The organism is Candidatus Afararchaeum irisae, assembly GCA_034190545.1.
Lineage (GTDB): Archaea > Halobacteriota > Halobacteria > Halobacteriales > Afararchaeaceae > Afararchaeum > Afararchaeum irisae.
This window is the reverse complement of record JAXIOF010000059.1, coordinates 1-24,401: the sequence shown is the minus strand read 5'-3', so window position 1 is coordinate 24,401 and position 24,401 is coordinate 1. Positions and strand designations below refer to the sequence as shown.

Below are 24,401 nucleotides of genomic sequence, written 5' to 3'. Positions count from 1 at the left end.
AGACATTCGTTTGCGGTTGCGGTTGTCAGTACCGAACTTTTGTGAGGTACTGAGGTTGATTTCCCAGATAATATTTCAGCTACTGATGAGCTTTTTGAGAGATTAAGGAACGAAGCAGAATCTCTCTCAGAGGAAGTCAAACAAAAAACAGATCGCTTCATTTAGTTTTCGAAGAGCGTGTCATAGAAACACTTACGACCAATTCTCTGCGGTGCTATCCGAATAGTGAAATGTTGAGATGGATATAGTTACAGAAAGCAGTGAATGATATAGAGGTTACAGTCAGTATAGTGAATGCGTTTGTTTCATCACGGTATGACGGAATCACTCGGTTACTACGCCTGCATATATTTTATTGGTTCTAGTATGAATTGGCTGTACATTTCTTCACGGAATTCTATTGATGGCAGAGATATTCTGACTGAGTGTCGAAACTCGTGTTTTAATTGTCTTTCACTTGAATTAGGTTATATATGAAATTGAGAGCGTGGGCAGTGAGTATCCTCTTAGGTCTCATCACGATGATTATAGGCGAGATTCTGGGCATCTCTAAGCGGATTAATCTGGTTGATACGGGAGTTCTGAACAGCCGCTGGTTTCGAGCAATAGGAGTCACCTTCATCGTCACTCTCATCATCTACGGTATCCTGAGCTATCTGATAAAACGAAAAGAGAAGTTTAGAGAGGAAAACGCACCTTCTAGTTTCTTACTCAAGAGTAAGCCTAAGAAGGTATATGCCGAAGATGAAATTGAGAAATTCGGAGTGAAATGGAAAGGGAAGTACGGTGTGTTCAGAGATCTATCCTACACAGATGATGACCCGTACGTGTACGTGGAGGGTCCATTCTGTCCAAACGATGGTCGTAAGCTCAAATCCAGAACTGTCCCGAAGTGGTTCGTCTTTGAAGAGAAAGCATGGGTCTGCCCACACTGTGATAGGACATATCCCCGTCCCACGGCTCACTACCTCGATGAGGATAGTGTAGTGGAAGACGAGCTGGAACAGAGGTTTGAGCAACAACTATCGTAGGGACAACGAGGTCATCGATGATACCTTAATTGATAACAGGGAGTTGATCTTCCGTTATTTCCTAAGGCTGTACTGAGCAATCTACTCACTCAAAAACTGGTGGTGATTTCGTGCAAGATATGCCCCCTGTATTTACACGGAAGTCTTGACAAGACCTGGATAGTGAGAGCGTGCGAAACTTTCTATGACACGCTATTTCAAAAGCTATCTGCTTGAACGACCACAAAGGGATCTTCCTGTTGTTCTATGTGCCTTTCTTCTGTCATGTGATTGTAATCCTCAATCAATTGTAGCAATACTGATAAGACCTAATTCAAACAAGTGATAACTCTCAGGTGTACTACACAGTGCTCCCTCAAAGTCTCACGCTTCCCGAACGTCGACTGTGAGCTCCCACTCAAAAAGCTTCTCAGAGCCTCGGAATCCGTGGTGGTTCTCGAAGGTGTACTCTCGCGTAGGTATACATCCCTCGTTGCCGTAATGCCCCCATACACCGTACTCCTCCCGTATAGACTCGCCCGGCTCGACCGTCTCGTACTTGGCTACGGTGGGGCTTCCGGTAGGTCTGTCTGGTTCGTCAGGCTGATCCGCAGTCGAGCCGTCTGGTCGGTGTCGATCCTCGACCGTAGGACTTCAGTCTCTACCGAGACCCCGAACTCCGATGACGACACGGTCTTTCCATCGGTCACTGATACCTCAAGCGGATACTCCGTATCCATGCTGTCACCTTCTTGGCTACTCCCATTTGCCGTACATCCCGCGAGTAGAACACTGCCGTACAACGTGAGGAAGTTTCTACGGTTCATACTTCGTCAAAAATCTCTGCGACGAAAAGAGTTTCCCCGGATATTAACTTACATCCCAAACCTACTCCGTCTCTCCTTTATCTCGTTGACCTCTATGACGGGCTTCTCTTCCTCGTCGTCGAAGGCGGTCACGTCGTCGCCTGCAGTCTCTCTCCTGTCCCTGTCGATACGCATCGAACAGAACTCGGGTCCACACATCGAACAGAACTCCGACTCCTTGTAGTTGTCGTCGGGGAGTGTCGCGTCGTGGTACTCACGTGCGGTGTCGGGGTCTATAGCGAGTTCGAACTGGCGTTCCCAGTCGAAGTCGAACCTCGCCTTCGAGAGTTCGCGATCCCACTCCTCGGCGTCTTTATCTCCGCGTGCGATGTCGGCTGAGTGGGCGGCAATCTTGTACGCGATCAGACCCTTCTTGACGTCCTCGGCGTTCGGGAGACCCAGGTGTTCCTTCGGCGTGACGTAACACAGCATGTCGGCTCCCTTCCATCCGATCACGGCACCCCCTATCGCGCTCGTGATATGGTCGTACCCCGGTGCCACGTCGGTCACGAGAGGACCTAGGGTGTAGAAAGGTGCTCGGTTACACGCCTCCTTCTGTCTCTCGACGTTCTCCTCTATCTCGTCGAGAGGGACGTGTCCGGGTCCTTCGACCATGACCTGTACGTCGTGTTCCCACGCCCTTTCTGTGAGTTCGCCGAGTGTCTCTAGCTCCGCGAACTGGGCGGAGTCACTGGCGTCGTCTATCGATCCCGGGCGAAGACCGTCGCCAAGCGAGAAAGAGACATCGTACCTCTTGAATATCTCACAGATCTCGTCGTAATGTGTGTAGAATGGGTTCTGCTGGTCGTTCTTCTCGATCCACTCGGCGATTATGGAGCCTCCGCGCGAGACTATCCCCGTCGTGCGGTCGGTCGTGAGTGGGAGGTGTTCCTGTAGGACTCCCGCGTGTATCGTCATGTAGTCGACTCCCTGTTTTGCGTGTCTCCGTATCACGTCGAGAAGAACCTCGGGAGTAATATCCTCGACGTTGCCGTCGACCTCTTCGAGTGCCTGGTAGATCGGCACCGTACCTATCGGAACCGGGCTCGAACCTATTATCGTCTCACGTATCTCGTCGAGGTCGTCGCGCCCCGTCGAGAGATCCATCACTGTGTCGGCACCCCATCTCACGGCGTGTTCGAGCTTCTCGACCTCCTCGTCGGGGTCGGACGTCGTCGCGCTCGCTCCTATGTTGGCGTTGACCTTGACCTTCGAGGGTTCGCCTATTGCCATCGGATGTAGACCCTCGTGGTTGACGTTCGCGGGGATTATGGCGCGTCCCTCGGCGACCGCCTCACGTAGCTTCTCGGGATCTATCCCTTCGACCTCCGCGACTATCTCCATCTCGGGGGTTATCTCGCCCTTCCTCGCACGGTGCATCTGTGTGACGTTCTCGCTGTCGGTCTCGTTCGTCTCCTCGACTGTCGACATGTTATTACTTAGTTTACAACAGGGTTATATATCTTGGCTTAGCCACGGTTTTTAGGCGTGAGAACCTTCTGAGTCTATGATCCGCCTCCCCGAAGAGACAGTCTCCGAGAGGTTCATGCCCACCGCCCGCGCCATGATCGCGCGTGACCTCGACGACAGAGGCATGACCCAGGACGAGATAGCCCGCGAACTCGGAGTGAGTCAGGCTGCGGTAAGCAAGTACGTGAGTCGCGACGCAGATCTCGATCCCCTCTTCAGCAGTAACGGGCGTATGGTTGAGACCGTCGAGGAGATTGGCGAGGGTCTCTACCACGACGAGATTGACGGCTACGACGCAGTCTCACGTCTACTGAGGCTTGTGCGTGAGTTCGAGAACAGGGGTCCGATCTGTGAGGCACACGAGGACGAGATGCCGTCTCTCAGAGGGAGGGGCTGTGACCTGTGTGTCTCCGAGCGTAACCCCGGCGAGAGACAGGCGGTCTCGAAGGTCAAAGCAGGCGCACGCATACTCTCTGAGACTGACGGAGTCGCCGACTACATACCCAACGTCGGGACTAACGTCGTGACCGCAGTCCCGGGTGCCGACACTGTCGACGAAGTCGTCGGAGTACCCGGACGTGTCTACGAAGTCAGGGGAGAAGTCAAGATTCCTGCGAAGCCCGAACTCGGTGCGTCCGAGAACGTCTCCGAGGTCGTCCTCGCCGCTCATCAATCTTTGATTGATATGCCTGTTAATCAAAGATTAACAGACGCCAACTCGGTCGAGCCTTCGGTACGCGGCGGACTCAACTTAGCGACGAGCGACGACTTCCTCGAAGCCGCTGAGAACCGAGGAGTCGAGACGGTCGAGTTCGACCCAGCGTACGAGAACAGGAGGGACCGTCTCTCACGAATATTCGAGGACTCGGGAGTTCCCGAGGTAGTCTACCACACCGGCGGGTTCGGAATAGAGCCCATAACCTACGTACTCGGAGAGACAGCCGTCGAGGCGGCAGAGCTCGCGTCGGAGATAATAGGCAGTACCGAGGATTAGGGGAGGGGGGAGGGGTGCTCAGTCGGAGAACGAGCCGCGTATACGTCTCTCGGCGTCTTCGAGTGCCTCGTCCTTGTCAAATCCCTCGACTATCCGTCGTAGCTCGTCGTCGTCGGCGTCCCGAAGTTCGTCGGCTATCTCGACCATCTTGGGGAACGCCCTTATCACGTTGTCTATGACCGGAATATGGGACATCTGTGGCGACCTCGAAAGCGGATTGAGGTCGACGACTATCTCTGTCTTCCCCATCTCGACGAGAGCCTCACATCTGTCGCCGTCCTCAAGAGGTATCAGGACGACGTCAGCCTCGTATATACCGTCGGAGTCGACCTTCGATCTCTCGCTCGATAAGCCAGGCACTCTAGCGTCGGCTTTCAGACCTTTGACCTCGTCGGCACCGTGGTCTCTGAGATGTTCGGCTATCGCCTCTATCCTCTCTTCGGTTCTGTTGAAGAGGTTGACCTCTATCTCGGCACCGACGGCTTCTGCGAGTTCGACCGTCTCGTCGGGACAGAGAGCCGCGAGGTTGCCGTTGACCGAGACCACGGGCTTTTCGGCGAGTAACATCTCGGCTACCGCCGCCCTCTCGGCTTCACGTGCTGTGGGTGTCGTCTCCTCTCCGAGGAGGTAGTCGAAAGCCTCTCCGCGTCCCTCGGCTATCAGACCCTGTCTGCTGGTTATTCCCTTCTCGACCCCCTCCTCTATCGCGTGGCGCGTCTCTAGTGACTCGCTCCGGGGATGGTCGTCGGGTATCGTGTCTGTTTCCGCCATTATTACGGGTTAGAGACCCTCCACGTCGTCGACGTAGAGTAGCCCCATTTCTCTATCTCCAGGTCGTCTATCTCCTCCTTGAGGTTACTGAGATGGACTCCAACCTGTTTCGACGACAGACCCGTGGCGTCGGCTATCTTCTTGCTCTTGAAGAAGCTCTTTCCTCGCTCGACTCGGGTACGTAGATGCTGGAGAATACGCTCCTGGTCGTCGTTGTACTTCTCGTCTGACGGCATTACTGTCCAATAGACTGTCGTTAATAATGAACTTACCGCTACCTCTCCTAATCTCAGTCGGAGACTAGTCCGAACTCCGTGCCTATCCCCGCCTCGTCGGCGTTCTCGTAGACGACCCTCGAAGTCGCGACGTCCTGTATCGCGAGACCCGTCGAGTCGAAGACCGTGACCTCGTCGCCGCTCCTTCCGTCGGTGTCTCCCGCAACTATACTCCCGAGGTCGGCGTAGATATCGTCTCTTTTAAGGACACCTTCGGAGTACGGCATGTTTATCTCGCCGCTGTGTGAGCACTGTTCCCAGTCGTCTATGACGACTTTCGTGTCCGAGTCGGTGAGTATCCCGGGGTCGAGTTCCTGTTTACCCTCGGCGTCTGCGCCCATCGCGTTTATATGTGTCCCCTCTGAGACCCAGTCACTCTGTATCACGGGCTCCCTCGAAGGCGTCGTCGTTGAGACTATGTCACAGCCTGCGGCTTCCTCAGCCGATCCTACCCTCGCTTCGATACTCTCGTACTCCTCTCTCAGTTCGTCGACGAAATCTTTCGCCGCGTCTTCGTCTATGTCGGAGACTACGACCTCGTCTATGTCGAAGACAGACGAGACAGCACTTAGCTGTGTGTGTGCCTGTGCTCCTGCGCCGACGAGACCCAGTGAGTCGGAGTCGGGTGGGGCGAGGTACTTCGAGGCGACGCCCGCTGCGGCACCTGTCCTGTACTTCGTTAGGGTCGTACCGTCGAGTACAGCGAGGGGGTAAGCCGTCTCAGGATCACTGTATATCATGACACCCATCACGGTCGGAAGACCGTGTTTCTCGGGGTTGTCGGGATGTGAGTTGACCCATTTCACGCCCGCGGAGTCGTTGACGAAGGCAGGCATAGCTCTGAAGTCTCCGTTGTACTGGGGCAGGTCGATGTAGGTCTTCGCGGGCATCTCGTCCTCGTCCTTTCCATGGGCTTCGAACGCCGACTCGACGGCGTCTATAGACTCTTGTATATCTATGCTTTCGGTGATGTCGTCGGGACCCAGGAGAAGCGTCTTCATCGTGAGAGACTGACGTATCCGGATGTCTTAACTCGTGCGGTAGATTCAAGTCTGAGACAGAGTAATACGGAGTAGATGCGCCGACAACCCAAACAGACAGTCAGACTTGCCGCGATAGTCGGTGTCGTCTTACTCGTAACGACAGCGGGCTGTCTCTCGTACGGGTCGATGTCTTCCTCATCGTCCCCGTCGAATTCGACAGGTTCGGATGAGACTCCCAACGCCGAGACTCTCGTTCGATCCTCTGTATCCGCTCTCGAAAATCTCTCGTCGTACAGTTTTAGACACCGTAACAGACTCTCGACTGACAACGGTCTCACGAGAAAGACCACCCTGGGACACGTCGACTTCTCCAACTCAACCGCCGAACTCACGACTGAGACAACAGTCCAGGACAGAGATGTCGAGACACGCCTCACCATCACGAACTCGACAGTATACTCCGAGGGCGAAGACATCGCGGTGATAAACAGTCTGAGACAGTACCTCTCGGAGACAGATGGACTCCGAGTCGACTACTACCCTGTTTCGACCCTCCGAGCCTTAGCAGAGTCCGACAACACCACGGTGACAGAGACGACCTACGACGGCGGTGATGCCTATAGGATCTCGACGTCTGAGGTATCAGATTCAGTTCCAGATAGATCTTCGAACATAAACCGAGATACCCAAATCGAGACTGTAGTCGACGCCGAGACGAGACTCCCCGTCGAGATTAATTACACGGTCTCTGAGTCAGAGGGCGAGACGACCATGACCGAGACGTTGCGTATATCCGACCCACAGACTGCCGACGGACGAGAAAGAAAAGAATAATACGGAAGACGAGATAAGTCTAAATGCGTAGTAGTCCCGTAGTGTAGCGGTCAATCACGGGGGGTTCTGGTCCCCCTAACCCAAGTTCGAATCTTGGCGGGACTACTTCCTCTTATACTGCGATTAGATATACCGTGATCAATCTAGCAGTCATTTCATACATATCTGAAAAAAAGAAGTATATGAGGGGAGCGACGAACCTTTCGTGGGTGGGATGGATGTCATGGGACGGAGACATTAAAACAGGACGCTACTCCTGTACTTCCCACCAGCGCCGGCTCCCCTACCGGAGGTTCTCGGTAAGTTAGCTTAAGTTCTGGGCTCCAGTTATCAGTTCTGAATACGGCAAGTCTCCGCCACCGTCAGATACGTAGTCTCTCAGTCTGAAAGGAGTCCATGGCAGACCAAGGTCTACTCACAGCCGAGGAGAGGAACAAGATATCGGGGAGACAGGGCGAAGAGAAGAAAGACGAGGCAGTATCTCAGATACACAGACGCATAAAGGAGAGCGTCACGACTGACACTAAGATACTCAGGAGGAACTCGGTCGATCTCTACTCGGATCTCGTCCTCGCTGTCTGTGACACCGCCCACGTCAAGATGGGGACTAACAGGGGTGGAGAGATAGCCGAGTTCTTAGCCGACGTAAAGGGAGAGAGGTACAGATGCGACTCGTGTGGCGAGACCTCCACGGTCTATACCGTACTCGGTCATCCCGAGGAGGGTGGGAGACGTGACAGGCACGGCGGTGAGTGGCGTCTCTATATCGAATGTCCGTCTTGTGGTTCCGTCATAGAGGGCGACGAGATAAAACAGAGGATAGACGACGTATAGTATAACCACAGACTTAGGCTCTTCTACGACGTAACTCCTCTATGACAGTATCAACCGTCGTGGGTGTCGGATACGTCGGAGAGGTTCTCGCACGTAGGCTCTCAGACCGTGGACACGACGTCTACGGAGTCTCGCGTTCGGGAGTCGATATAGACGGTGTCGAAAGCATAAAGGCGGATGTCACATCGTCGGATCTAACCCTACCCGACTCCGACTACGTCTTCTACCTCGTGAGCGCAGGATCGCGTGACACCGACGATTACAGGGAGGCGTACGTTGAGGGTCAGAGAAACGTCATCGATGTTATCGACAGCGACAGTACTCTCATCTACTCTTCGAGCACCGGTGTCTACGAGACCACGGACGGGAGCCGAGTCGACGAGACGACCGAGATAGAAGGTGAGACTCGGAAGACACGTGTACTCTTGGAGGCTGAGGAACTCACGCGCCAGAACAGCGGTACTGTCGTCCGTTTCGCGGGTCTCTACGGTCCTGGGAGGTACGGTCTCGACAGATACCTCGCCGATGAGGGAACAGACACGACCGAGACCGAGACCGAGACTACTGTCCCGGCTGGCTACCTCAACCTCCTCCACAGGCAAGACGCCGCGAGAGCGCTCGAACACGTCGCTATCAGAGACGAAGCTGACGATGACCTCTACCTCGCTTGTGACGACGAGCCGGTCGAGAGACACGAACTAGCGAGATGGCTCGCCGAGAAGACCGGACGGGAGACGGGGAGACTAGTCGACGAGACGAAGGGATCGAACAAGAGATGTTCGAACGACCGGCTGCGTTCGACGGGATGGGAGCCCGAGTACTCAACATTCAGAGACGGCTACTCGGACTCCGGCGCAGTCTGACCCGTCAGATCCACTCGCGCGCTTTCATACGTGCGGTGAGTGCGACCGCCTTTCTGAGTCCGCGGCGTATCAGTCCCGACGAGTTGGGGACTCGCTCGCCGTCTTCGTATTCGAGACCCCTGATTACGACGACCGGGCTGCGTTCATCCGACTGACCAAAGAGGAGCGCCGACCCCGCAGTAATCTCGTCGGCGATCAGGTCGACCCCTCCTATCTTCGGCTTTCCGTAGAGATCCTCACGTCCGAATTTGGTGTCGACAGCCTCAATTCCGGAACATCCCGTGGCTAAGTCGACGGTTCCGGGACCTACTATCTCAGAGTCGGCGAGAACTACGGCGACCTCCTTTCCCGTCTCCTCTTCGATACCCTCACGTATCCTCCGAGCGCTCTCATCGGGGTCTTTGGGAAGGACTGTCATCATACCCTCGGGCGAGTTCGACCAGTCGACGCCGGCGTTTGTACATAGACGTCCTCCGCGGTCAGTCACGAGAGCCGACGGCATCTCTTCTAAGGCACTCTCGGCATTCTCGGGATCTGAGGCGTGTTCCATTATGAGATCCTCGCCTATTTCAGCGACTGGGATAGCACCTATCACGTCGCTTTCGTCGTATATAAGAGAGACCTCCCGCGGATCTAGACCCGTTACTTCGGCGACTCTCTCGTCACGCTCCGTGACCTCCACCTCGTCGGCGTCTACGAGACGTCCCTCAGCCATTGAGACTACTTTGGTCGTGATCACTACGACGTCTCCGTCCTCAAGCGGATACTCGTCATCCGTCGCCTCGGCTATACGTCGGACGAGGTCGTCTCCTTCCTCGACTATTCCTATGTCGAGACCCTGGAAGCTGAGTCTTTCCGTCCTGTGTTTCGGTGGCACATACTACCGTACTCGGTGCCAGACTTTATACTTACACGCGTCATACCACTCGACAAGATGACCGAGTACGAGTGCAAACTGTGCAGTGTCACATTCGACACGAGAAAGGAGCTACAGGATCACATGAAAGAAGCCCACGGACTCGAAGACGACGAGATAGACGAAGAGATCGAAGTACACGACTGAGTACGCTACATTACACTACGCTACGGCTAAGTCTAAGGGAAGAGACCTCTGACCTCGTGTGCCTCCACTACACGTCTCAGACCCACTACGTAGGCAGCAGTACGTAGGTCGTCGACGTCCTCGGACTCGTAGGCACCGACGACGTCGTCGAATCCCTTGAGTAGCTTCTTTTCGAGCTCTCTGTTGATCTTCTCCTCGTCCCATGAGTACTGCTGGAAGTTCTGTACCCACTCGAAGTACGAGACGATCACTCCTCCGGCGTTCGTAATTATGTCTGGTACGACGTCGATACCGCGCTGTCTCAGGACGGCGTCTGCTTCGAGCGTCGTGGGACCGTTCGCGGCTTCTACGACTGTGTCGGCGCGTATCCCGTCGGCGATCTCCGAAGTTATGGCGTTTTCGAGTGCCGCGGGAATTACGGCGTCGACATCGAGGCTAAGAAGAGCCTCATTGGTGATCTCGTCGGCTTCTTCGTAGTTACTCAGCTCGGCACCCTCGTTTCTCTTGAACTCCACGACTCTGCCGACATCGAGACCGTCGGGGTCGTGGATACCCCCGCTGGAGTCGCTGACTCCCACTATCTTAGCACCCATTCCGTCGAGTATCTCGGCGGCTACGCTTCCGACGTTACCGAAGCCCTGTATCGCGATCTTAGCACCGTCGACCTCCTTCCCGAGGTACTCGAAGGCACGTTCGAGTATTATAGAGACTCCCCTTCCCGTCGCTCTCTTCCTTCCGACCGTGCCGCCTACAGAGACGGGCTTTCCCGTCACGACCTCCGAGACGGTGTAGCCCTCATACGCCGAGTAAGTGTCCATTATCCAAGCCATCGTCTGTTCGTCGGTGTTGACGTCGGGCGCAGGGACGTCCTTCTCGGGTCCTATTATGTTCCTTACCGACTCCGTATAACGCCTCGTGAGTCTCTCGACCTCGTCTTCGGACATCTCCTTCGGGTTACAGACTACACCACCTTTCGCACCTCCGTACGGCAGATCGACGACTGCAGTCTTCCACGTCATCCATCCCGCGAGTGCTATGACTTCCTCGTCGCTCACCCTCGGATGGTAACGTATACCTCCCTTGTACGCACCCCTCGCGCCGTTGTACTGGCATCTGTATCCCGTGAAGTTCTCGACGGTTCCGTCGTCCATCCTCACCGGAAGACTCACAGAGTGGAGACGCTCGGGATGTTCGAGACGTCGGTATATGTTCTCGTCAACGTCTATGCTGTCGTATGCCCTGTCGAGCTGTTTCCTCATCGTCACGTATGGGTTGGTGGTGTCTTCGTGGGACATCGAACACCACAGACCACACCACGCCGAGGTATTAAGCTTTGGGCGGTGACTACTCTACGACAGCCTCTCTATTATGTCGAGTGTAGAGTCGAGGCTGTCGAGTATACGGCTGAGACGTGAGAGGTCGCGTTCGTCCTCCGCCTCGTCGGCGAGACGCCGCGCTACCTTCGAGAGAGACCTGACTACCTCCTGGTTCTGACTTCTCTCACCTGACCGTTGGGTCTCCGTATCACGTCTGTCGCCTTCCGTCTTCTCCGTCTGACTGACCTCACGTCGCGTGGCTTCCTCGTGTGTCTTGTGGTTCTCGTTTTTACTCTCGCCGAGTATACGTCTCGCCTCGTCGGGGTCACACGCCGCACAGAAGACGTCGTCGTTGTGTCGGAAGAGCGGGTTTCCGCATTCGGGACACTCGTCGCCGAGCATAGTTACGCCGCGCAGAAGAAGGTCACTCATCAGATCCGAGTCGTCTGCCATATCCCGACTATTCGTCCGACGACAAAAAGAGATGTGGTCGTCGACCTCCTATTATCAGAAGCTCTTATCTCCGATACGTTCCCTTCTCTGTTCCATGTAGCAGTCCATACAGATCTCGCGCGTCTCGGAGTAATGCTCGAAACAGACGGGACGGCTACAGTCCTCACAGACGTGTTCCGCCTCTATCCGTCCACATTTGTGACAGTCTGCCATGCTTAATCTATCTACGCAGTCCGGACTTTTGAAGCTTTCTCAGACGAGATCGGCTTCGGGATCGCCTTTAGTTTTGTAGAGTTCGTCCCAGGCGGTTATGCCGCCTTCGAGGTTGTAGACTTCGTCGAAGGCGTCGAGGTTTGAGAGGAAGTCACAGGCGTCCTGGCTTCTCGATCCGCTGTGGCAGTAGACGAGGAGTTTGTTGCCTTCTATCTCGTCGACCCTGTCGGGGAGTATTTCGACGGGTATCAGATGGTCGACGCCAGGTATCCGTTTCCACTCGTACTCGTCGGGGTTTCTGACGTCGAGTACGAAGAAGTCGTCGTCCTCGACCATCTCCTTTGCGTCGTCGGGTGTTACGTCGTTGAAGCTCTGATCCTGTGTTATCTCTTTCATATTACAACTGTAGTACCACAGCCATATAAGTCTTACCACCACTGGGAAATGGTGGTACTACTCCCCACCTCCAAAAGCCTCCGTCCCGCGTCTCTCGACAGATCCTTCTACTCTCATCCACTCGGTCACGCGTGAGATCCTCTCGATGAGGTAATCTCCGACCGTCGATAGCTCTGTTCCGCCGAGACCTGTCGAGTACTTCTCGTGGTATCTCTGGTTTATTTGGCTCAGTCTCTAACAGGAAAGACATGAAGATACCGACAGAACAGATCCGTGAAACTCCGGCTACCCGTTGTTACACTCTAACCATCTGTGCGTGGGCGACGCCGTCTATGTAGATCACGTTCTCGTCGTCTATGACGCCTGCCTCTATTCCCGCTTCGACGCTCTCCTCGCCGACTAGGTTAGCTATAGACGCCGATCTGAGACTCTCGACGACACCTTGGGAGTCTTTCTCCTCGCCGGAGTAGAACTCCTCCGAGACCTCTATACGTATCTCGGTCTCCGAGTCCTCGACTGTCTGACCCAGGAGACTCACGTCGCACGCCGCGACCATAGTTCCCTGGTCAGTCTCGTACTTACAGAAACTGATCATCCCCTCATAGCCTCTGTCATCTTCTCGTCCTTCGCCTTCTCGGCGGTCTCACGTGCCTCCTCTGCCTCCTCGTACCTCTCAAGACCTTCGAGTGCGCGTGCCTTCTCCTCGTATACGTAGGGTGCTCTCAGACCCAGCTTCACTGCGTTGTTGACAGAGTTGAGTGCGTCCTGGTGTCTCCCCTCCTCGTTGAGGAAGAACGCCCTATTGTACCACGCCTCGGGCTGTCTCTCATCTATCTCAAGTGCCTTCTCTATGTGTTCGAGGTGTTCGCCTCCGACACCCATCTCGTACTCGGCGTACGCGAGGTTGGTGAGAGCCTTCGCCGCCTCCTCGGTACTGTCGTCTATACGTACAGCTTCGGTGTACGCGGCTGTCGCCTCGTCGAACTCCTCCATCTCAGCGTGTGCGAAGCCCTTGTTGACCCACGCGTCCTGGTTCTCGTCGTCGAAACGCAGAGCGCGTTCGAAGGTCTCGACCGCCTGTTCGTAACGGTTGATCTCTATGTAACTGAGTCCGACGTCGACGAGACCCTCTACGTCGACGTCCTCGGGCTCTGTGGTCTCGACTAGCTCGTCGAGTACGTGTGAGTCAGCGGGTGTTATGCCGTCGATCTCTATGTCGAGTCCGTCGCCTTCGAGGTTGAACTTGTCGTCGTAGATATCGTCGTCAAAACCGTCTTCCATACCGTCTTTTAGTCGTGAAGAGAGATAAAACCGACGCTCGGTCACAGTCGGGTCTCAAAAAGCCTTCCTTCACTATCAATATCCGAAAACCATTAATTTAGAGTCCACACCTTCCTATACAGCCATGACAGACTCAGACACCATGGAAGCCGTACTCTTCCACGAACACGGAGACCTAGACGTACTTTCACACGAGGAAGTTCCCGTTCCCGAGATAGACGAAGACGAGGTGAGGATAGAGGTGCGTGCAACCGCACTCAACCATCTCGACCTACATATAAGACGAGGAATACCGACCGTCGACCTCGACCTCCCCCATATCCCTGGAAGCGACATAGCTGGAGTTGTCGACGAGGTCGGAGACGACGTGACTGACTGGGAGGAGGGTGACAGAGTAGTCCTCAACCCGTCGCTGTCGTGTGGAGAGTGTGAGTTCTGCATACAGGGCGAACAGAGCATGTGTGAGGAGTTCGAGATTATCGGCGAACACGTCGACGGGGGCTACGCCGAGTATGCCAAGGCACCCGCGATGAACCTTATCGAGATCCCCGACGAGTACTCGTTCGTAGACGCCGCCGCCGCGGGTCTCGTCTACATGACTGCGTGGAGAATGGTGAGCACACGCGCCGAACTCCAGCCGGGTCAGGAGGTTCTCGTCACAGGCGCGAGTGGAGGTGTCGGAAGTGCCGCGGTACAGATCGCAGACATGATCGACGCGAAGGTCTATGCCACGGCGGGAAGCGAAGAGAAAGCGGAGTTCGTCGAGGAGATGGGAGCCGACGTCAGCATAAACTACAAAGAAGAGGACGTCGGCGACCGCATACGTGAGGAGACCGACAACGGCGTAGATGTAGTCCTCGACTCGGTCGGTGGAGAGATGTGGATGGATCTCCTCAAGGGCATGAAGAACGGCGCGACCCTCGTGACGTGTGGAGCGACCGCAGGCTGGAACCCCGACGCCGGTCTCAACTACATCTTCTTCAACCAGCTTGAGGTCAAGGGGTCGACTATGTCGACTCTCAAGGAGGCGCGCGAGATAATGGATCTCGTCTTCAACAGTCCCGACCTAGAGCCCGTCGTCGATCAGGTCATGCCCCTCGAAGATGCTGAGGAGGCACAGAAGACACTCGAAGGAGGCGACCATCTCGGCAAGATAGTTCTTCAGCCTTAAAATAAAAACAAAAGACGTCTTTTCTACTCTATTCTACTCGGCTACTCAGTCGTCGGCGGGACTCGGACTCTTGTCCTGTGGCACGTCCTCGTCGAAGTAGTAGGTTTCTTCGGCGGGATCGAGCGGTCGTTTGAGCCACTTGGGTCTTCTGAGGTTGTTCTGACCGTACTCGCTAGCGGGACGAGCCATATCGACCCACTCCTGGTAGACCTCCATCGACTTCTCTGTGTCGACGACTACGTCTCCGTACTCGTCGTTAGGTCCTGCCTTCTCGACCTCGACCTGGTGGTGCCACGCGTGTGTTCCGCTTATGGGATCTGGGTGGACGGGATGTGTGAGGTTCTGTGGGACTCCTCCTTCGCTCCAGAATATACGTGACGAGTCGGGGTCCTCGCTGTTGAAGGCTTGGACGCCCTCCGAGAGGTTCATCTCCCACTCGCCGTCATTGTCCTCGAGGTCGACCGTCGATGTCATCCACGCGTTACCCTCCTGGGTGTCCTGGTCACGTCTCCATCTTCCCATGTGGTGTGAACACGCGACTATACCGGGCTTTATCGACTCGGTGACCCATGCCTTGTTGACGAAATGTCCTATCTCCGTCTGAACCTTGACGAGGTCTCCGGTCTGTACGCCCATCCGCTCGGCGTCCTCGGTGTGTATCCAGACGGGGTTCCTGTTTGAGATCTCGGTGAGCCATTTCGCGTTAGCCGACCGTGAGTGTATCAGAGTTGGAAGTCTGAATGTCGGAACGAGGCAGTACTCATCCTGGTCGTTGTCTATGTCGTCAGGATGGACGTGTGTCTTCTGTTCGTATCCGGGTATCCTGTGTTCGGGCCAGCCCCAGTCGACGGCGGTCTGCTGGTAGAACTCCTGTTTGCCCGACGGAGTCGGGAAGCCTTCGACCGCCCTTCCGTCTATGAGCACACCCGAGGCACTCTCGCGCTCCTCGGCGTCGTCGGTGTGTATCGCACCCTGGTCTGTGATATGTATGTCTTCGGGGTCGTCTACGACGATACCGGTGTCGTCGTCGACTACGACTCCCGTGACCTCGTCGTCGCGTCTTATGATACCCTCCTCGAAGTCGACTTCGAGGTCTTCTCCCCCGTCTGCGGCGGGTGCGGCTGCCTTCTTCTTCTCATCCGACTCACCCTCGGCGTACGCGGAGAGGTCGACCTCCTCGCCGCCGATGTCGTCGGGTGTGATCGGATCCTCGTTCTTCCTGTATATCTGGTTCTCTATCTCGAAGGCGCCGTACTTCTTCATGTACTCGAGAGGCGTGAGATCCTCTTCGTCGGCGGCTTCGGGAAGCCCGGGAACCTCGTTCTCGAATATCCACTGGTAGTACTCGTCTATCGTGATCTTCTCGCCGTCTCTGTACGGCGACTCGAAGTTGTCACGTATCTGCTGGAGTATGTCGTATCCCTCGGCGTCGACGTCTCCGCCGGTGGCTATTCTCCACGAGAGCTCTATCCAGAACTCGTCTTCCTCCCAGACCTCGCCGTGGTTAGCCTCGTAGGTGTACTCGACGTCTTCACCCTGACGCTCCTTCGCTTCTCTCAGAACCGGCTGTCTGAAGCCGACCCACTTGCCGTTGTGGGTCTCCTGACTCTGTATGTCGTGTCTCTCGGGGGAGTGTCCCATCGGGAGGACGTAGTCGGCGAAGTAGGCTGTCTCGTTCCACGTCGGTGTGAGTGCGATGTGGCAGCCTATCTTCTCCTGATCCCTCAGGACTTCTATCCACTTGAAGCCGTCGGGGTTGATGTAGACGGGGTTGTAGACACGTGTGAAGTAGGTGTCGACGTATCCCTTTCCTCTGTCCTCCTCAAGGAAATGTGGCAGGAGGAACGACATCTCGTAATGCGCGAGAGGCCACTCGTCGGGGTAATGTAGCTCCTGCCAGAACTTCTGGTCTGGGGGATCCATCCAGAAGTCGGGCTCGTAGGCGTTCCACGAGTTGGGAGACGTGCCTCCCTCCTTTCCGACGCTTCCCGTGAGGACGTTGAGGAAATGGAGAGCACGTGAGACCTGCCAGCCTCCGAGGTTTCCTACCGACGCTGACCTCCAGATATGTGTCGCAAAGTTCTCGCCCGCCTTGCCTATCTTACGTGCGACCTTACGTATCTTCTCCGCGTCTATCTGAGCCTCCTCGGCGGCGCTCTCGGGGGTGTACTCCGAGTAGATATCCTTTATTATCTCTATGTAGTTGTCGAATGTGACCTCGACGTCGGGATGCTCCTTCTGGAGGAACTCCTCCCAGTTGACCCACTTCTTCATCCACTCGCCGTTATAGAGATCCTCCTGGAGTATTATGTTCGCCATCGAGAGGAGAACCGGAGTCTCCGTCCCGGGCCAGGTGCCGAACCAGTAGTCCGCCATGCTCGCGGTGTTCGAGAGACGCGGATCCATGACGGCGAGCTCAGCACCTTCCATCATTCCCTCGACTATCCTCTGTGCGTGAGGGTTGAAGTAATGTCCTGACTCTAGGTGCGCGCTCAGGAGAAGTATGAAGTCGGCGTTGGCATGGTCAGGACTGGGTCTGTCGTACTTGTGCCAGAAGGCGTATCCTGTTCTCGCACCCGACGAACAGATATTCGTATGTGAGTTGTGACCGTCGATTCCCCACGCCTTGAGGACACGGTCCATGTATCCCTCGTGCCCGGGACGTCCGACGTGGTACATAAGCTCGTCGCCGCGGTCTTCTATGAGGGCGTCACGCATCCTGTCGGCGATGTCGTCGACTGCCTCGTCCCACGAGACGCGCTCCCACTCTCCGGAGCCTCTCGCCGTACCGTCCTTGCGTTTGAGGGGATAGTCGATCCTACCGGGGTCGTTGACCTGGTTTATCGTCGCGGGTCCCTTGGCGCAGTTCTTACCTCTGCTTCCGGGATGAACGGGGTTTCCTTCGAGCTTACGTATCTCGTCTGTCTCCTTGTCTATGTAGGCGAGGAGTCCACAGCCTGCCTCACAGTTGAAACAGATCGTGGGTACTATCGAGTAATGTTTCTCCTCCCTCTCCTGCTGACTCTTCGCCTCGTACTCTACCCAGTCGTCCCACTCGCTCGGAGGCGGATAGTTCGTGAGATCGCTCCCCTCCGTGACCTTCCTCGCTTTTCCTTCGTTGTCGTCCTCCCAAGTCTTGTCGACTAGCCCTATGCTAGCCGCTATCTTCTCTATCGTGCCCGGTTCGGGCTGGTCGTGTGATGGTTGGTTCTTTGACATTCTATCACCTTTCTGTCTTTCTATGCGTTAGGTATAAGCTGGGGTGCTTCTACCCATATCTGCTCGGCGGCGTACATGCCGACGAGAGCGAGTATTCCTGCGACAGCGCCTATGAAGGCTCCTCCCGACACAGCGGCGTATCCGACGAGGATTATCGGAAGCAGGTTTCCGGCTCCCATGACTCCTCCCCAGAAGAGGCTGCTGTATCTTCCCGACTTTATCATGTGTGCGACCTCCGCGGCGTCCTCAGTTGGATGTGTAACCGTGATCTCCGCCCCGAGTATGAGTGTGTTGGCTATGAGTCCCGCGAGGAGAACCGTCGCCATCGTTCCCATCGGAACTGAGAGACCTGCTACCCCGAGTATAAGGAGTGCGGCAGGTCCTGCTATGACGGCGTGAATGAACATGTGGAACGGAAGTAGGGGCGACTGCCAGAAGTCACGTCCCTTCGCCTGAGCGAAGAGGAACGCCGTGTATATCGCCGTGAGTACCGCGAGGACTATTCCGGGCCAGACTAAGACGCTGAGTAGCGATCCGAGTCCGACGAACGCCGCGACCGTCCATACAGTCATGAAGAGACCGTAGAACGATATTATGTAGGCTCCTCTAGTGAGCCACGACGTCCAGTGTGGACGCGCGAGAGTGTAGTAGAACCTCTCGGGTCTGTCGAGGTCGAGTATGAGTAGGACTCCTGTGAGCCCGAGGAAGACGAGCGACACCACTCCGCTCGCCGCACTGGCTGTGCTGTCGAAAGGCATCGTTCCCATCAGACCCATCATAGCAGCCATCAGGAAGACTCCCGCGGCGACCGCCTTCGTGACGACGTAGGCGGGAACCTCCCAGCCCCACATGATACCCTCGTCGGGGACATCGTAGACACGTCTGACCTTTCCTGTTATCTCCTTGTAGCTACCTTTGACTGTCGACGAGATGCCCTCACGGACGTTCTCTCCGGTGGCGACTCCTCCGTCAGCCTCGACCTTCTTGTCGTTCGTCTTAGACTCGACGGCACCCGCACCGTCACCCGACATAGGCGCGGAGTCTCCTGCCGAGTGTCCTATGCCGCCCGCCTGACTCGACCACATGTACTCGGTGTCCTTCGATGTCGCCGAGGGCGTCACCGAGCTCTCGTCTCCGTCGACGTAGAAGAGCTTCGGCTCTGTTCCTTTCTCTACCTTGCGCGCCTGCACGGGCTCCCTCTCGATTATGTCTGAGATCTCCGAGTCGGGGTTCTCCATGTCGCCCGATATTATGGCGTGCTCGGGGCAGACGTTGACACACGACGGCTGGAGTCCGACGTCGACCCTGTGTGAACAGTAGTTACACTTCGCCGCGGTGTCCGTCTCGGGATCTATGTAGAGAGCGTCGTACGGACACGCCTGTGTACAAGACTTACACGCTATACATCTGTTCTTGTCGAAGTCAACTATACCGTCGTCTCGGTTGAACAGGGCGTTGACGGGGCAGATCTCGACACAAGGAGCGTCGTCACAGTGGTTGCATCTGTGAACTGTGAATGTTCTCTTTGTGTCGGGATACTCACCCTTTTCGATGTACTTCACCCATGTTCTGTTGACACCAACAGGGACGTCATGCTCTGCCTTACAGGCTGTCGTGCAGGCGTGACATCCTATACATTTTCTGTTGTCGATTACGAAGCCATAACTTGTCATTTTTCCCACTTTCTTTTTTTGTCCCTCTGTGTCTGTGTGATCCTGCACCCCCACATTAGCCGTATGGTAACGGCTAACAACATAGAGACATCTATCCTCATGTCACCTTACTACCACTTAACAGTTGTGATACTCCAAATAACCACCACTCGCGAGTTTAGGTCTGTACTGCGGGCGGATTCGTGTATCTTAGACCTGTGGGATAAGTCGAAATAAAGACGTGAATAGAGGATGACGGGCTCCTGCGGACACGTCAACGAAACGGGCTCGGCGGGATTCGAACCCGCGGTCTAGAGCTTAGGAGGCTCCCGCCCTGTCCACTAGGCCACGAGCCCTCGGTGACTGATACTTCTCAGACGTACTTAATTCTCGCGGTATGTCTCAAAAACCGAGAAGAGTGTCTTTACTTTACTCGGAGGTCGAACTCGAACTTGAGCTTGCGGCTTCCTCGACTTCCTCAGTGATCTCGCTGAGTTCCTCGTCGGCTTCGGTCTTTGCCTTCTTGAACTCGCCCATTGCCTCACCAGCGCCTCTCGCGAGCTTCGGAAGCTTGTCAGCCCCGAAGAGGAGGACTACGAGAAGGGCGACTATCCCGATCTCCAGGGGTCCCACTCCTCCCATGAAAAGAGGCGTGAGTGCGTCGTTGAACATACCCTATCTACCTCTCCGTAGCATATATGCCTTTCGGGAGTCTGGGTAACCCAAATGACTTCTCTGATCGACAGACTTCTCGGCAGGACGACCCTGAAGGAGCGGATACAAGAGCTGGAGGACGAGAACGAGAGCCTCAGAAACCGTCTTGAGGCGGAAGAGGAACGACGGAGCGACGCTGTTAGACAGAAACAGGAGGCGGAGCGCGAGATAAACCGGATGGAGGACAGGATACACGAGCTTGAGGACAGGGTCGAACGCGCCGAGGATGAGGCGGAAGAACGACACCGACACGGATTCAGATACGTCGATGAGCTACTTCCGGGACAGACCCGCAAAGCCGTCTCTCTCGTGTCCTCAATCGAGGGTAGTGGGGAGTCACTCACAACTGCCTACGTCTATCCGGGCGATGACCTGCCCAACCCCGAAGACTACTCGTCGGAGTCTTTAGGTCTCCTCCGTGGGATAGACTCCGAGACCGGACTCGTCGTACTCAGAGACGACAGCCGTCTCATAAGCGCGTGTCTCTCGCCTCCCCTACGTGTTGATGAGACCCGTGTCTCCTACGGAGATACCTTCGAGGTCGACCGGTTCCTTTTCGAGCCGCCCGAGAGATACGTCCTGGGGGTCGTCCGGGCAGGCTCTTTCTCGGTTGGATACTACGAAGGCGGCGATCCCGTCGAGACCGAGTACGTCACCACGAACGTCAAGAGCCAGCACTCGAAGGGTGGATGGAGCCAGTCGAGGTTCGAGAGGATACGTGACGAACAGATAGACGAACACGTCGAGAGGTCGGTCGAGGCTTTGGAGCGACTCCTCGACACTGTCGGCTCCGACGACGGTCTTCTCGTGGCGGTCGTGGGTCACGAGGCTCTCATAGACGAGGTGGCTCAACGTACCGACACCGACGTCTTCACTAAGCCGTCGGACGCGAGAGGCGAAAAGAAAGAGCTACTCGAAGACGGACGCGAGAGCCTCTGGAGTTCGCGTCTCTACGTCTTTTAACTTAGAAGTAGTCGATGCTCTCGGGAAGCTCCGTCTTCATTCCCTTGCGCTCCCTTATCTCCTTGATTATCTCGGTCTGGAGGTTGTCGGGGAGGGGTCGGAAGCCTGCGTTCTCGGCACTCCAGGTCGCCCTTCCCTCGGTCGCGCTACGTATGTCAGACGAGAACCCGAACATCTCTGCGACAGGTGCCTGTCCCTTTATGGTGACGAACTCGCCCTCGTGTTCCATGTCGTCTATACGTCCACGGCGTCCCTGAAGCTCGCCCGACGCGTTACCCATGTGCTCCTGGGGGCTCTCTATGTAGACGTCCTGGACAGGTTCGAGGAGACGTGCTTTTCCGTGTATCATCGCGCGGTGTACGGCGTCCCTCACCGCAGGTATGACCTGTGCGGGACCTCTGTGTATCGCGTCCTCGTGGAGCTTGACGTCCTTGAGCTTCACCTTGATTCCCTCGGCGGGCTCTCCCGCGAGAGGACCCTCGTCGAACGCCTCTTCGAGTCCCTCGACTATGAGCTCCATCGTCTCGCGGAGATGCTGGACACCCTTCGTCTCGTCTATCAGCATGTTGGTGTTGTGGATGTGCTCGACGTTCTGTGTCTCCTCCTTCTCCATTCCCGCCTCCTGGAGACCTTCACGTCTCTGCTGTTCGGGCTGATCCATCGTGACGTCTCCCATCTTGAGCTTCTCGACGACGTCCTCAGAGAGAGGCTCCATCTCCATGTAGAACCTGTTGTGGCGGTTGGGTGAGATACCCTCGACGGTGTCGGTCGCCCCCTGTATAGCCTCTCTGTAGACGACGATGGGCTCACTCGTTGTGACGGGGATTCCGCGGTTTCTCTCGATTCTCTGTGTGATGACTTCGAGATGAAGCTCTCCCATTCCCGAGACGAGATGCTCCCCGGTGTCCTCGTCTATCTCTATCTGTACGGTGGGGTCTTCCTTTGATATCTGCTGAAGAACCTCTATGAGCTTCGGCAGGTCGTCCATCTTCTTCGCCTCGACGGCGACAGTGACGACGGGCTCCGAGATATGCTCTATCGACTCGAACGGAGTCATCTCGACGTCCGAGACTGTCGATCCCGAGATCGCGTCCTTGAGACCCGTGACAGCTGCGATATTTCCGGCGGGAACCTCGTCGACCTCCTCCCTCTCGGCACCCATGAAGAGACCGACGTTCTGTATCCTGTTTTTGCCCGCAGTTCCCGAGACATACAGCTCCTGACCTCTCTCAAGCGTACCCGAGAAGAGACGTCCCGAGACTATCTCTCCCGCGTGGGGATCCATCGATATGTCGGTGACCATGAAGACGACGTCTCCGTCGGGGTCGGCGGCGATCATGTCCTCGGCGACCTGGCTCTCGGGGTCGCCTCTCCATATAGTCGGAATACGTTCTTCCTGAGCCTCGACGGGGTTGGGGAGATGGTCGATGACCATGTTGAGAACGACACGTTCGAGGGGCGACTTCTTCGCGAGCTCACGTACGTTGTCGTTCTTGTTGTAGTCGTAGACGTCGCCGAAGTCTATTCCGCTCTTTGCCATGTAAGGCGCGCTTATAGCCCAGTTGTAGAGGGCACTTCCGAAGGCGACTGTTCCGTCGTCGACCTTGACTCTCCATCCCTCCTCATACTTCTCCTCGGATATGCTACGTATCAGGTCGTTGACGTCCTCTATGACGTCGATGAGACGGCTCTGAAGCTCCTCGGGTCCTTCCTGGAGCTCGTTTATGAGGCGGTCGACCTTGTTTATGAAGAGTATCGGCTTGACGTCCTCACGGAGTGCCTGTCTCAGCACGGTCTCTGTCTGGGGCATCGATCCCTCGACTGCGTCCACGACGACTAGAGCACCGTCGACAGCACGCATCGCTCTCGTAACGTCTCCTCCGAAGTCGACATGTCCCGGCGTGTCGATGAGGTTAATCAGGAAGTCGTCGCCCTCGTAGTCGTGAACCATAGAGACGTTAGCCGAGTCTATCGTGATTCCCCTCTCCTGTTCGTCCTCGGCTGTGTCCATGAAGAGCTGCTCTCCAGAGAGATCCTCCGAGATCATCCCCGCTCCTGCGAGAAGATTGTCGGTCAGCGTCGTCTTACCGTGGTCAACATGTGCGACTATCCCGATGTTACGTATCTGTTCGGGTGTGTCCATCAACTCTGTACATCTGTCTACGATCTTTTTTCTGCGTCCCGACATGGCTAATCGTTGTCGTGCCTACGAGAGAGCAGTCCAAAAACATACTGGTTTGTCGGGGGTTTGTACCCCTCTCCCACGAAATAGACTCAGAGATCCTATAAGTACATATGTCCAGTAGAAGTGGTCATATGGTCAGTTAAAGTACGTCTTTGAATTTGACACGGTCTATAATACTCAAATAGATTTATGTTGTCGAAAATACTACTTACGGTTACATATGTCAGTATCTACCACGGAGTCCGACAGCTACCCTGACGCTGTTATGAGGAGGCTCGTAGACGACCCGCATTTCCTGGAGACGCTGAGTCAGACTATGTCGGAGGGAACCGAGGAGCCGGTTCAGAAGGCAGTCGAGAGGTACATGAGGTACTGGGATTAGCTAGCCGGTATAGGTGGCGAAAGACGTCTCGGTCTCCCAGAGCTTGACACGTGTGACGGGGAATCCTTCCGACTCAGTATACGAGTATATCTCCTCTGCTATCGCCTCGGCAGTCGGATTCTTCTCTAACGTGTAGTAGGGCTCGCCGAGTTCGTCGAAGGTCTCGACGAGGGGATCGTCTTCTCTGAGGAGCATACTGTGGTCTAGCTCTTCGTCTATCCAGTCCTTGACCTTCTCCTTTATCTCGGAGAAGTCGTAGACCATTCCTCTCTCGTCCAACTCCTCGCTCTGGAGCTCTATCTCGACCCTTCCGTTGTGACCGTGTATGTGTTTACACTTTCCGTCGTAGTTCCTCAGACGGTGTCCGTAGCAGAAACGTATCTCCTTGGTTACCTTGTACATCTACGTCTCTACTATTCGGGACAAGAACATAAGAAGCTATCTTGATTCAGCGAGAGAATCCCGCCCTTTCCGTGAGGGACGAGTGTTCCGA

At 55.6% G+C, this 24,401-nt stretch carries 26 protein-coding genes and 2 tRNA genes; 10 read left to right on the top strand and 18 right to left on the bottom strand.

The window, feature by feature from the left end; all coding sequences use genetic code 11:
- The first annotated feature begins 521 nt into the window (after positions 1-521).
- On the top strand, positions 522-1,031 hold the full coding sequence (locus SV253_07490; GenBank protein MDY6775899.1) for a hypothetical protein: 510 nt from the start codon (positions 522-524) through the stop codon (positions 1,029-1,031).
- 542 nt (positions 1,032-1,573) lie between these two features.
- On the opposite strand, the gene SV253_07485 is transcribed toward SV253_07490, so the two are convergent.
- Together SV253_07485 and thiC are read right to left on the bottom strand one after the other, a co-directional pair.
- Positions 1,574-1,837 (bottom strand): hypothetical protein, encoded by a 264-nt coding sequence (locus tag SV253_07485; GenBank protein MDY6775898.1) that lies wholly within the window; start codon positions 1,835-1,837, stop codon positions 1,574-1,576.
- A 48-nt stretch (positions 1,838-1,885) separates the two neighbouring features.
- The gene (thiC, locus tag SV253_07480) at positions 1,886-3,307 is read right to left on the bottom strand and encodes a phosphomethylpyrimidine synthase ThiC (GenBank protein MDY6775897.1); all 1,422 of its coding nucleotides are present in this window, start codon (positions 3,305-3,307) and stop codon (positions 1,886-1,888) included.
- 76 nt (positions 3,308-3,383) lie between these two features.
- Here thiC and SV253_07475 point away from each other — a divergent pair, with 76 nt between their 5' ends.
- A complete protein-coding gene (locus SV253_07475) occupies positions 3,384-4,340 on the top strand; it encodes a thiamine-phosphate synthase family protein (GenBank protein MDY6775896.1) in 957 nt (318 codons plus the stop codon).
- A gap of 18 nt (positions 4,341-4,358) precedes the next feature.
- Here SV253_07475 and SV253_07470 read toward each other — a convergent pair whose 3' ends face one another.
- Genes SV253_07470 through SV253_07460 form a run of 3 tightly spaced genes read right to left on the bottom strand, consistent with a single transcriptional unit; the run spans position 4,359 to position 6,387 of the window.
- Positions 4,359-5,111: a 4-phosphopantoate--beta-alanine ligase gene (locus SV253_07470; GenBank protein MDY6775895.1), complete on the bottom strand. Its 753-nt coding sequence runs from the start codon at positions 5,109-5,111 to the stop codon at positions 4,359-4,361.
- A 2-nt stretch (positions 5,112-5,113) separates the two neighbouring features.
- Positions 5,114-5,347 carry a hypothetical protein gene (locus tag SV253_07465; protein MDY6775894.1) on the bottom strand — a complete coding sequence of 78 codons (234 nt, stop codon included), beginning with the start codon at positions 5,345-5,347 and terminating at the stop codon, positions 5,114-5,116.
- 53 nt (positions 5,348-5,400) lie between these two features.
- Entirely contained in the window at positions 5,401-6,387 is a 987-nt protein-coding gene (locus SV253_07460; GenBank protein ID MDY6775893.1) for an ornithine cyclodeaminase family protein, read from the bottom strand.
- Between the two features lie 75 nt (positions 6,388-6,462).
- Here SV253_07460 and SV253_07455 point away from each other — a divergent pair, with 75 nt between their 5' ends.
- The 4 genes from SV253_07455 (at position 6,463) to SV253_07440 (ending at position 8,900) form a co-directional block, all read left to right on the top strand.
- Complete coding sequence (locus tag SV253_07455) at positions 6,463-7,203, top strand: hypothetical protein (protein ID MDY6775892.1); 741 nt, start codon at positions 6,463-6,465, stop codon at positions 7,201-7,203.
- Between the two features lie 32 nt (positions 7,204-7,235).
- Positions 7,236-7,308: transfer RNA gene (locus tag SV253_07450), tRNA-Gln, on the top strand.
- Positions 7,309-7,599: 291 nt separating this feature from the next.
- Entirely contained in the window at positions 7,600-8,037 is a 438-nt protein-coding gene (locus tag SV253_07445; GenBank protein MDY6775891.1) for a hypothetical protein, read from the top strand.
- 41 nt (positions 8,038-8,078) lie between these two features.
- Positions 8,079-8,900, top strand: a complete 822-nt coding sequence (locus SV253_07440; GenBank protein ID MDY6775890.1) for an NAD-dependent epimerase/dehydratase family protein — start codon at positions 8,079-8,081, stop codon at positions 8,898-8,900.
- A 4-nt stretch (positions 8,901-8,904) separates the two neighbouring features.
- Here SV253_07440 and SV253_07435 read toward each other — a convergent pair whose 3' ends face one another.
- Positions 8,905-9,777 carry a coenzyme F420-0:L-glutamate ligase gene (locus SV253_07435; GenBank protein ID MDY6775889.1) on the bottom strand — a complete coding sequence of 291 codons (873 nt, stop codon included), beginning with the start codon at positions 9,775-9,777 and terminating at the stop codon, positions 8,905-8,907.
- 57 nt (positions 9,778-9,834) lie between these two features.
- Here SV253_07435 and SV253_07430 point away from each other — a divergent pair, with 57 nt between their 5' ends.
- Positions 9,835-9,963 (top strand): hypothetical protein, encoded by a 129-nt coding sequence (locus SV253_07430; GenBank protein MDY6775888.1) that lies wholly within the window; start codon positions 9,835-9,837, stop codon positions 9,961-9,963.
- 32 nt (positions 9,964-9,995) lie between these two features.
- Here SV253_07430 and SV253_07425 read toward each other — a convergent pair whose 3' ends face one another.
- The 6 genes from SV253_07425 to SV253_07400 all read right to left on the bottom strand — a co-directional run bounded on the left by SV253_07425 (position 9,996) and on the right by SV253_07400 (position 13,622).
- Positions 9,996-11,258 carry a Glu/Leu/Phe/Val dehydrogenase gene (locus SV253_07425; protein MDY6775887.1) on the bottom strand — a complete coding sequence of 421 codons (1,263 nt, stop codon included), beginning with the start codon at positions 11,256-11,258 and terminating at the stop codon, positions 9,996-9,998.
- Between the two features lie 54 nt (positions 11,259-11,312).
- The gene (locus tag SV253_07420; GenBank protein ID MDY6775886.1) at positions 11,313-11,732 is read right to left on the bottom strand and encodes an Sjogren's syndrome/scleroderma autoantigen 1 family protein; all 420 of its coding nucleotides are present in this window, start codon (positions 11,730-11,732) and stop codon (positions 11,313-11,315) included.
- Between the two features lie 54 nt (positions 11,733-11,786).
- Entirely contained in the window at positions 11,787-11,945 is a 159-nt protein-coding gene (locus tag SV253_07415; protein ID MDY6775885.1) for a hypothetical protein, read from the bottom strand.
- A 39-nt stretch (positions 11,946-11,984) separates the two neighbouring features.
- On the bottom strand, positions 11,985-12,341 hold the full coding sequence (locus tag SV253_07410; protein MDY6775884.1) for a rhodanese-like domain-containing protein: 357 nt from the start codon (positions 12,339-12,341) through the stop codon (positions 11,985-11,987).
- 295 nt (positions 12,342-12,636) lie between these two features.
- On the bottom strand, positions 12,637-12,936 hold the full coding sequence (locus tag SV253_07405) for a DUF424 family protein (protein ID MDY6775883.1): 300 nt from the start codon (positions 12,934-12,936) through the stop codon (positions 12,637-12,639).
- The gene (locus SV253_07400; protein ID MDY6775882.1) at positions 12,933-13,622 is read right to left on the bottom strand and encodes a tetratricopeptide repeat protein; all 690 of its coding nucleotides are present in this window, start codon (positions 13,620-13,622) and stop codon (positions 12,933-12,935) included. The genes SV253_07405 and SV253_07400 overlap by 4 nt, the downstream gene beginning before the upstream one ends.
- Positions 13,623-13,764: 142 nt before the next feature.
- On the opposite strand from SV253_07400, the gene SV253_07395 reads away from it, so the two are divergent.
- Positions 13,765-14,793 (top strand): zinc-binding dehydrogenase, encoded by a 1,029-nt coding sequence (locus tag SV253_07395; GenBank protein ID MDY6775881.1) that lies wholly within the window; start codon positions 13,765-13,767, stop codon positions 14,791-14,793.
- A gap of 45 nt (positions 14,794-14,838) precedes the next feature.
- On the opposite strand, the gene SV253_07390 is transcribed toward SV253_07395, so the two are convergent.
- From SV253_07390 to SV253_07375, 4 genes are all read right to left on the bottom strand, one after another.
- Positions 14,839-18,012: a molybdopterin-dependent oxidoreductase gene (locus SV253_07390; GenBank protein ID MDY6775880.1), complete on the bottom strand. Its 3,174-nt coding sequence runs from the start codon at positions 18,010-18,012 to the stop codon at positions 14,839-14,841.
- Positions 18,013-18,032: 20 nt separating this feature from the next.
- A complete protein-coding gene (locus SV253_07385; protein ID MDY6775879.1) occupies positions 18,033-19,685 on the bottom strand; it encodes a 4Fe-4S dicluster domain-containing protein in 1,653 nt (550 codons plus the stop codon).
- Between the two features lie 262 nt (positions 19,686-19,947).
- A tRNA-Arg gene (locus SV253_07380) sits at positions 19,948-20,020 on the bottom strand.
- A 73-nt stretch (positions 20,021-20,093) separates the two neighbouring features.
- A complete protein-coding gene (locus SV253_07375) occupies positions 20,094-20,336 on the bottom strand; it encodes a twin-arginine translocase TatA/TatE family subunit (protein ID MDY6775878.1) in 243 nt (80 codons plus the stop codon).
- Between the two features lie 54 nt (positions 20,337-20,390).
- On the opposite strand from SV253_07375, the gene SV253_07370 reads away from it, so the two are divergent.
- Positions 20,391-21,341: a Vms1/Ankzf1 family peptidyl-tRNA hydrolase gene (locus SV253_07370; protein MDY6775877.1), complete on the top strand. Its 951-nt coding sequence runs from the start codon at positions 20,391-20,393 to the stop codon at positions 21,339-21,341.
- 1 nt (position 21,342) lies between these two features.
- Here the strand turns inward: SV253_07370 and SV253_07365 are convergent, their stop codons facing one another.
- Complete coding sequence (locus tag SV253_07365) at positions 21,343-23,529, bottom strand: elongation factor EF-2 (protein ID MDY6775876.1); 2,187 nt, start codon at positions 23,527-23,529, stop codon at positions 21,343-21,345.
- Positions 23,530-23,746: 217 nt separating this feature from the next.
- On the opposite strand from SV253_07365, the gene SV253_07360 reads away from it, so the two are divergent.
- A complete protein-coding gene (locus SV253_07360) occupies positions 23,747-23,908 on the top strand; it encodes a hypothetical protein (GenBank protein ID MDY6775875.1) in 162 nt (53 codons plus the stop codon).
- Here the strand turns inward: SV253_07360 and queD are convergent, their stop codons facing one another.
- Positions 23,909-24,310 (bottom strand): 6-carboxytetrahydropterin synthase QueD, encoded by a 402-nt coding sequence (queD, locus tag SV253_07355; protein ID MDY6775874.1) that lies wholly within the window; start codon positions 24,308-24,310, stop codon positions 23,909-23,911.
- Between the last annotated feature and the right edge of the window lie 91 nt (positions 24,311-24,401).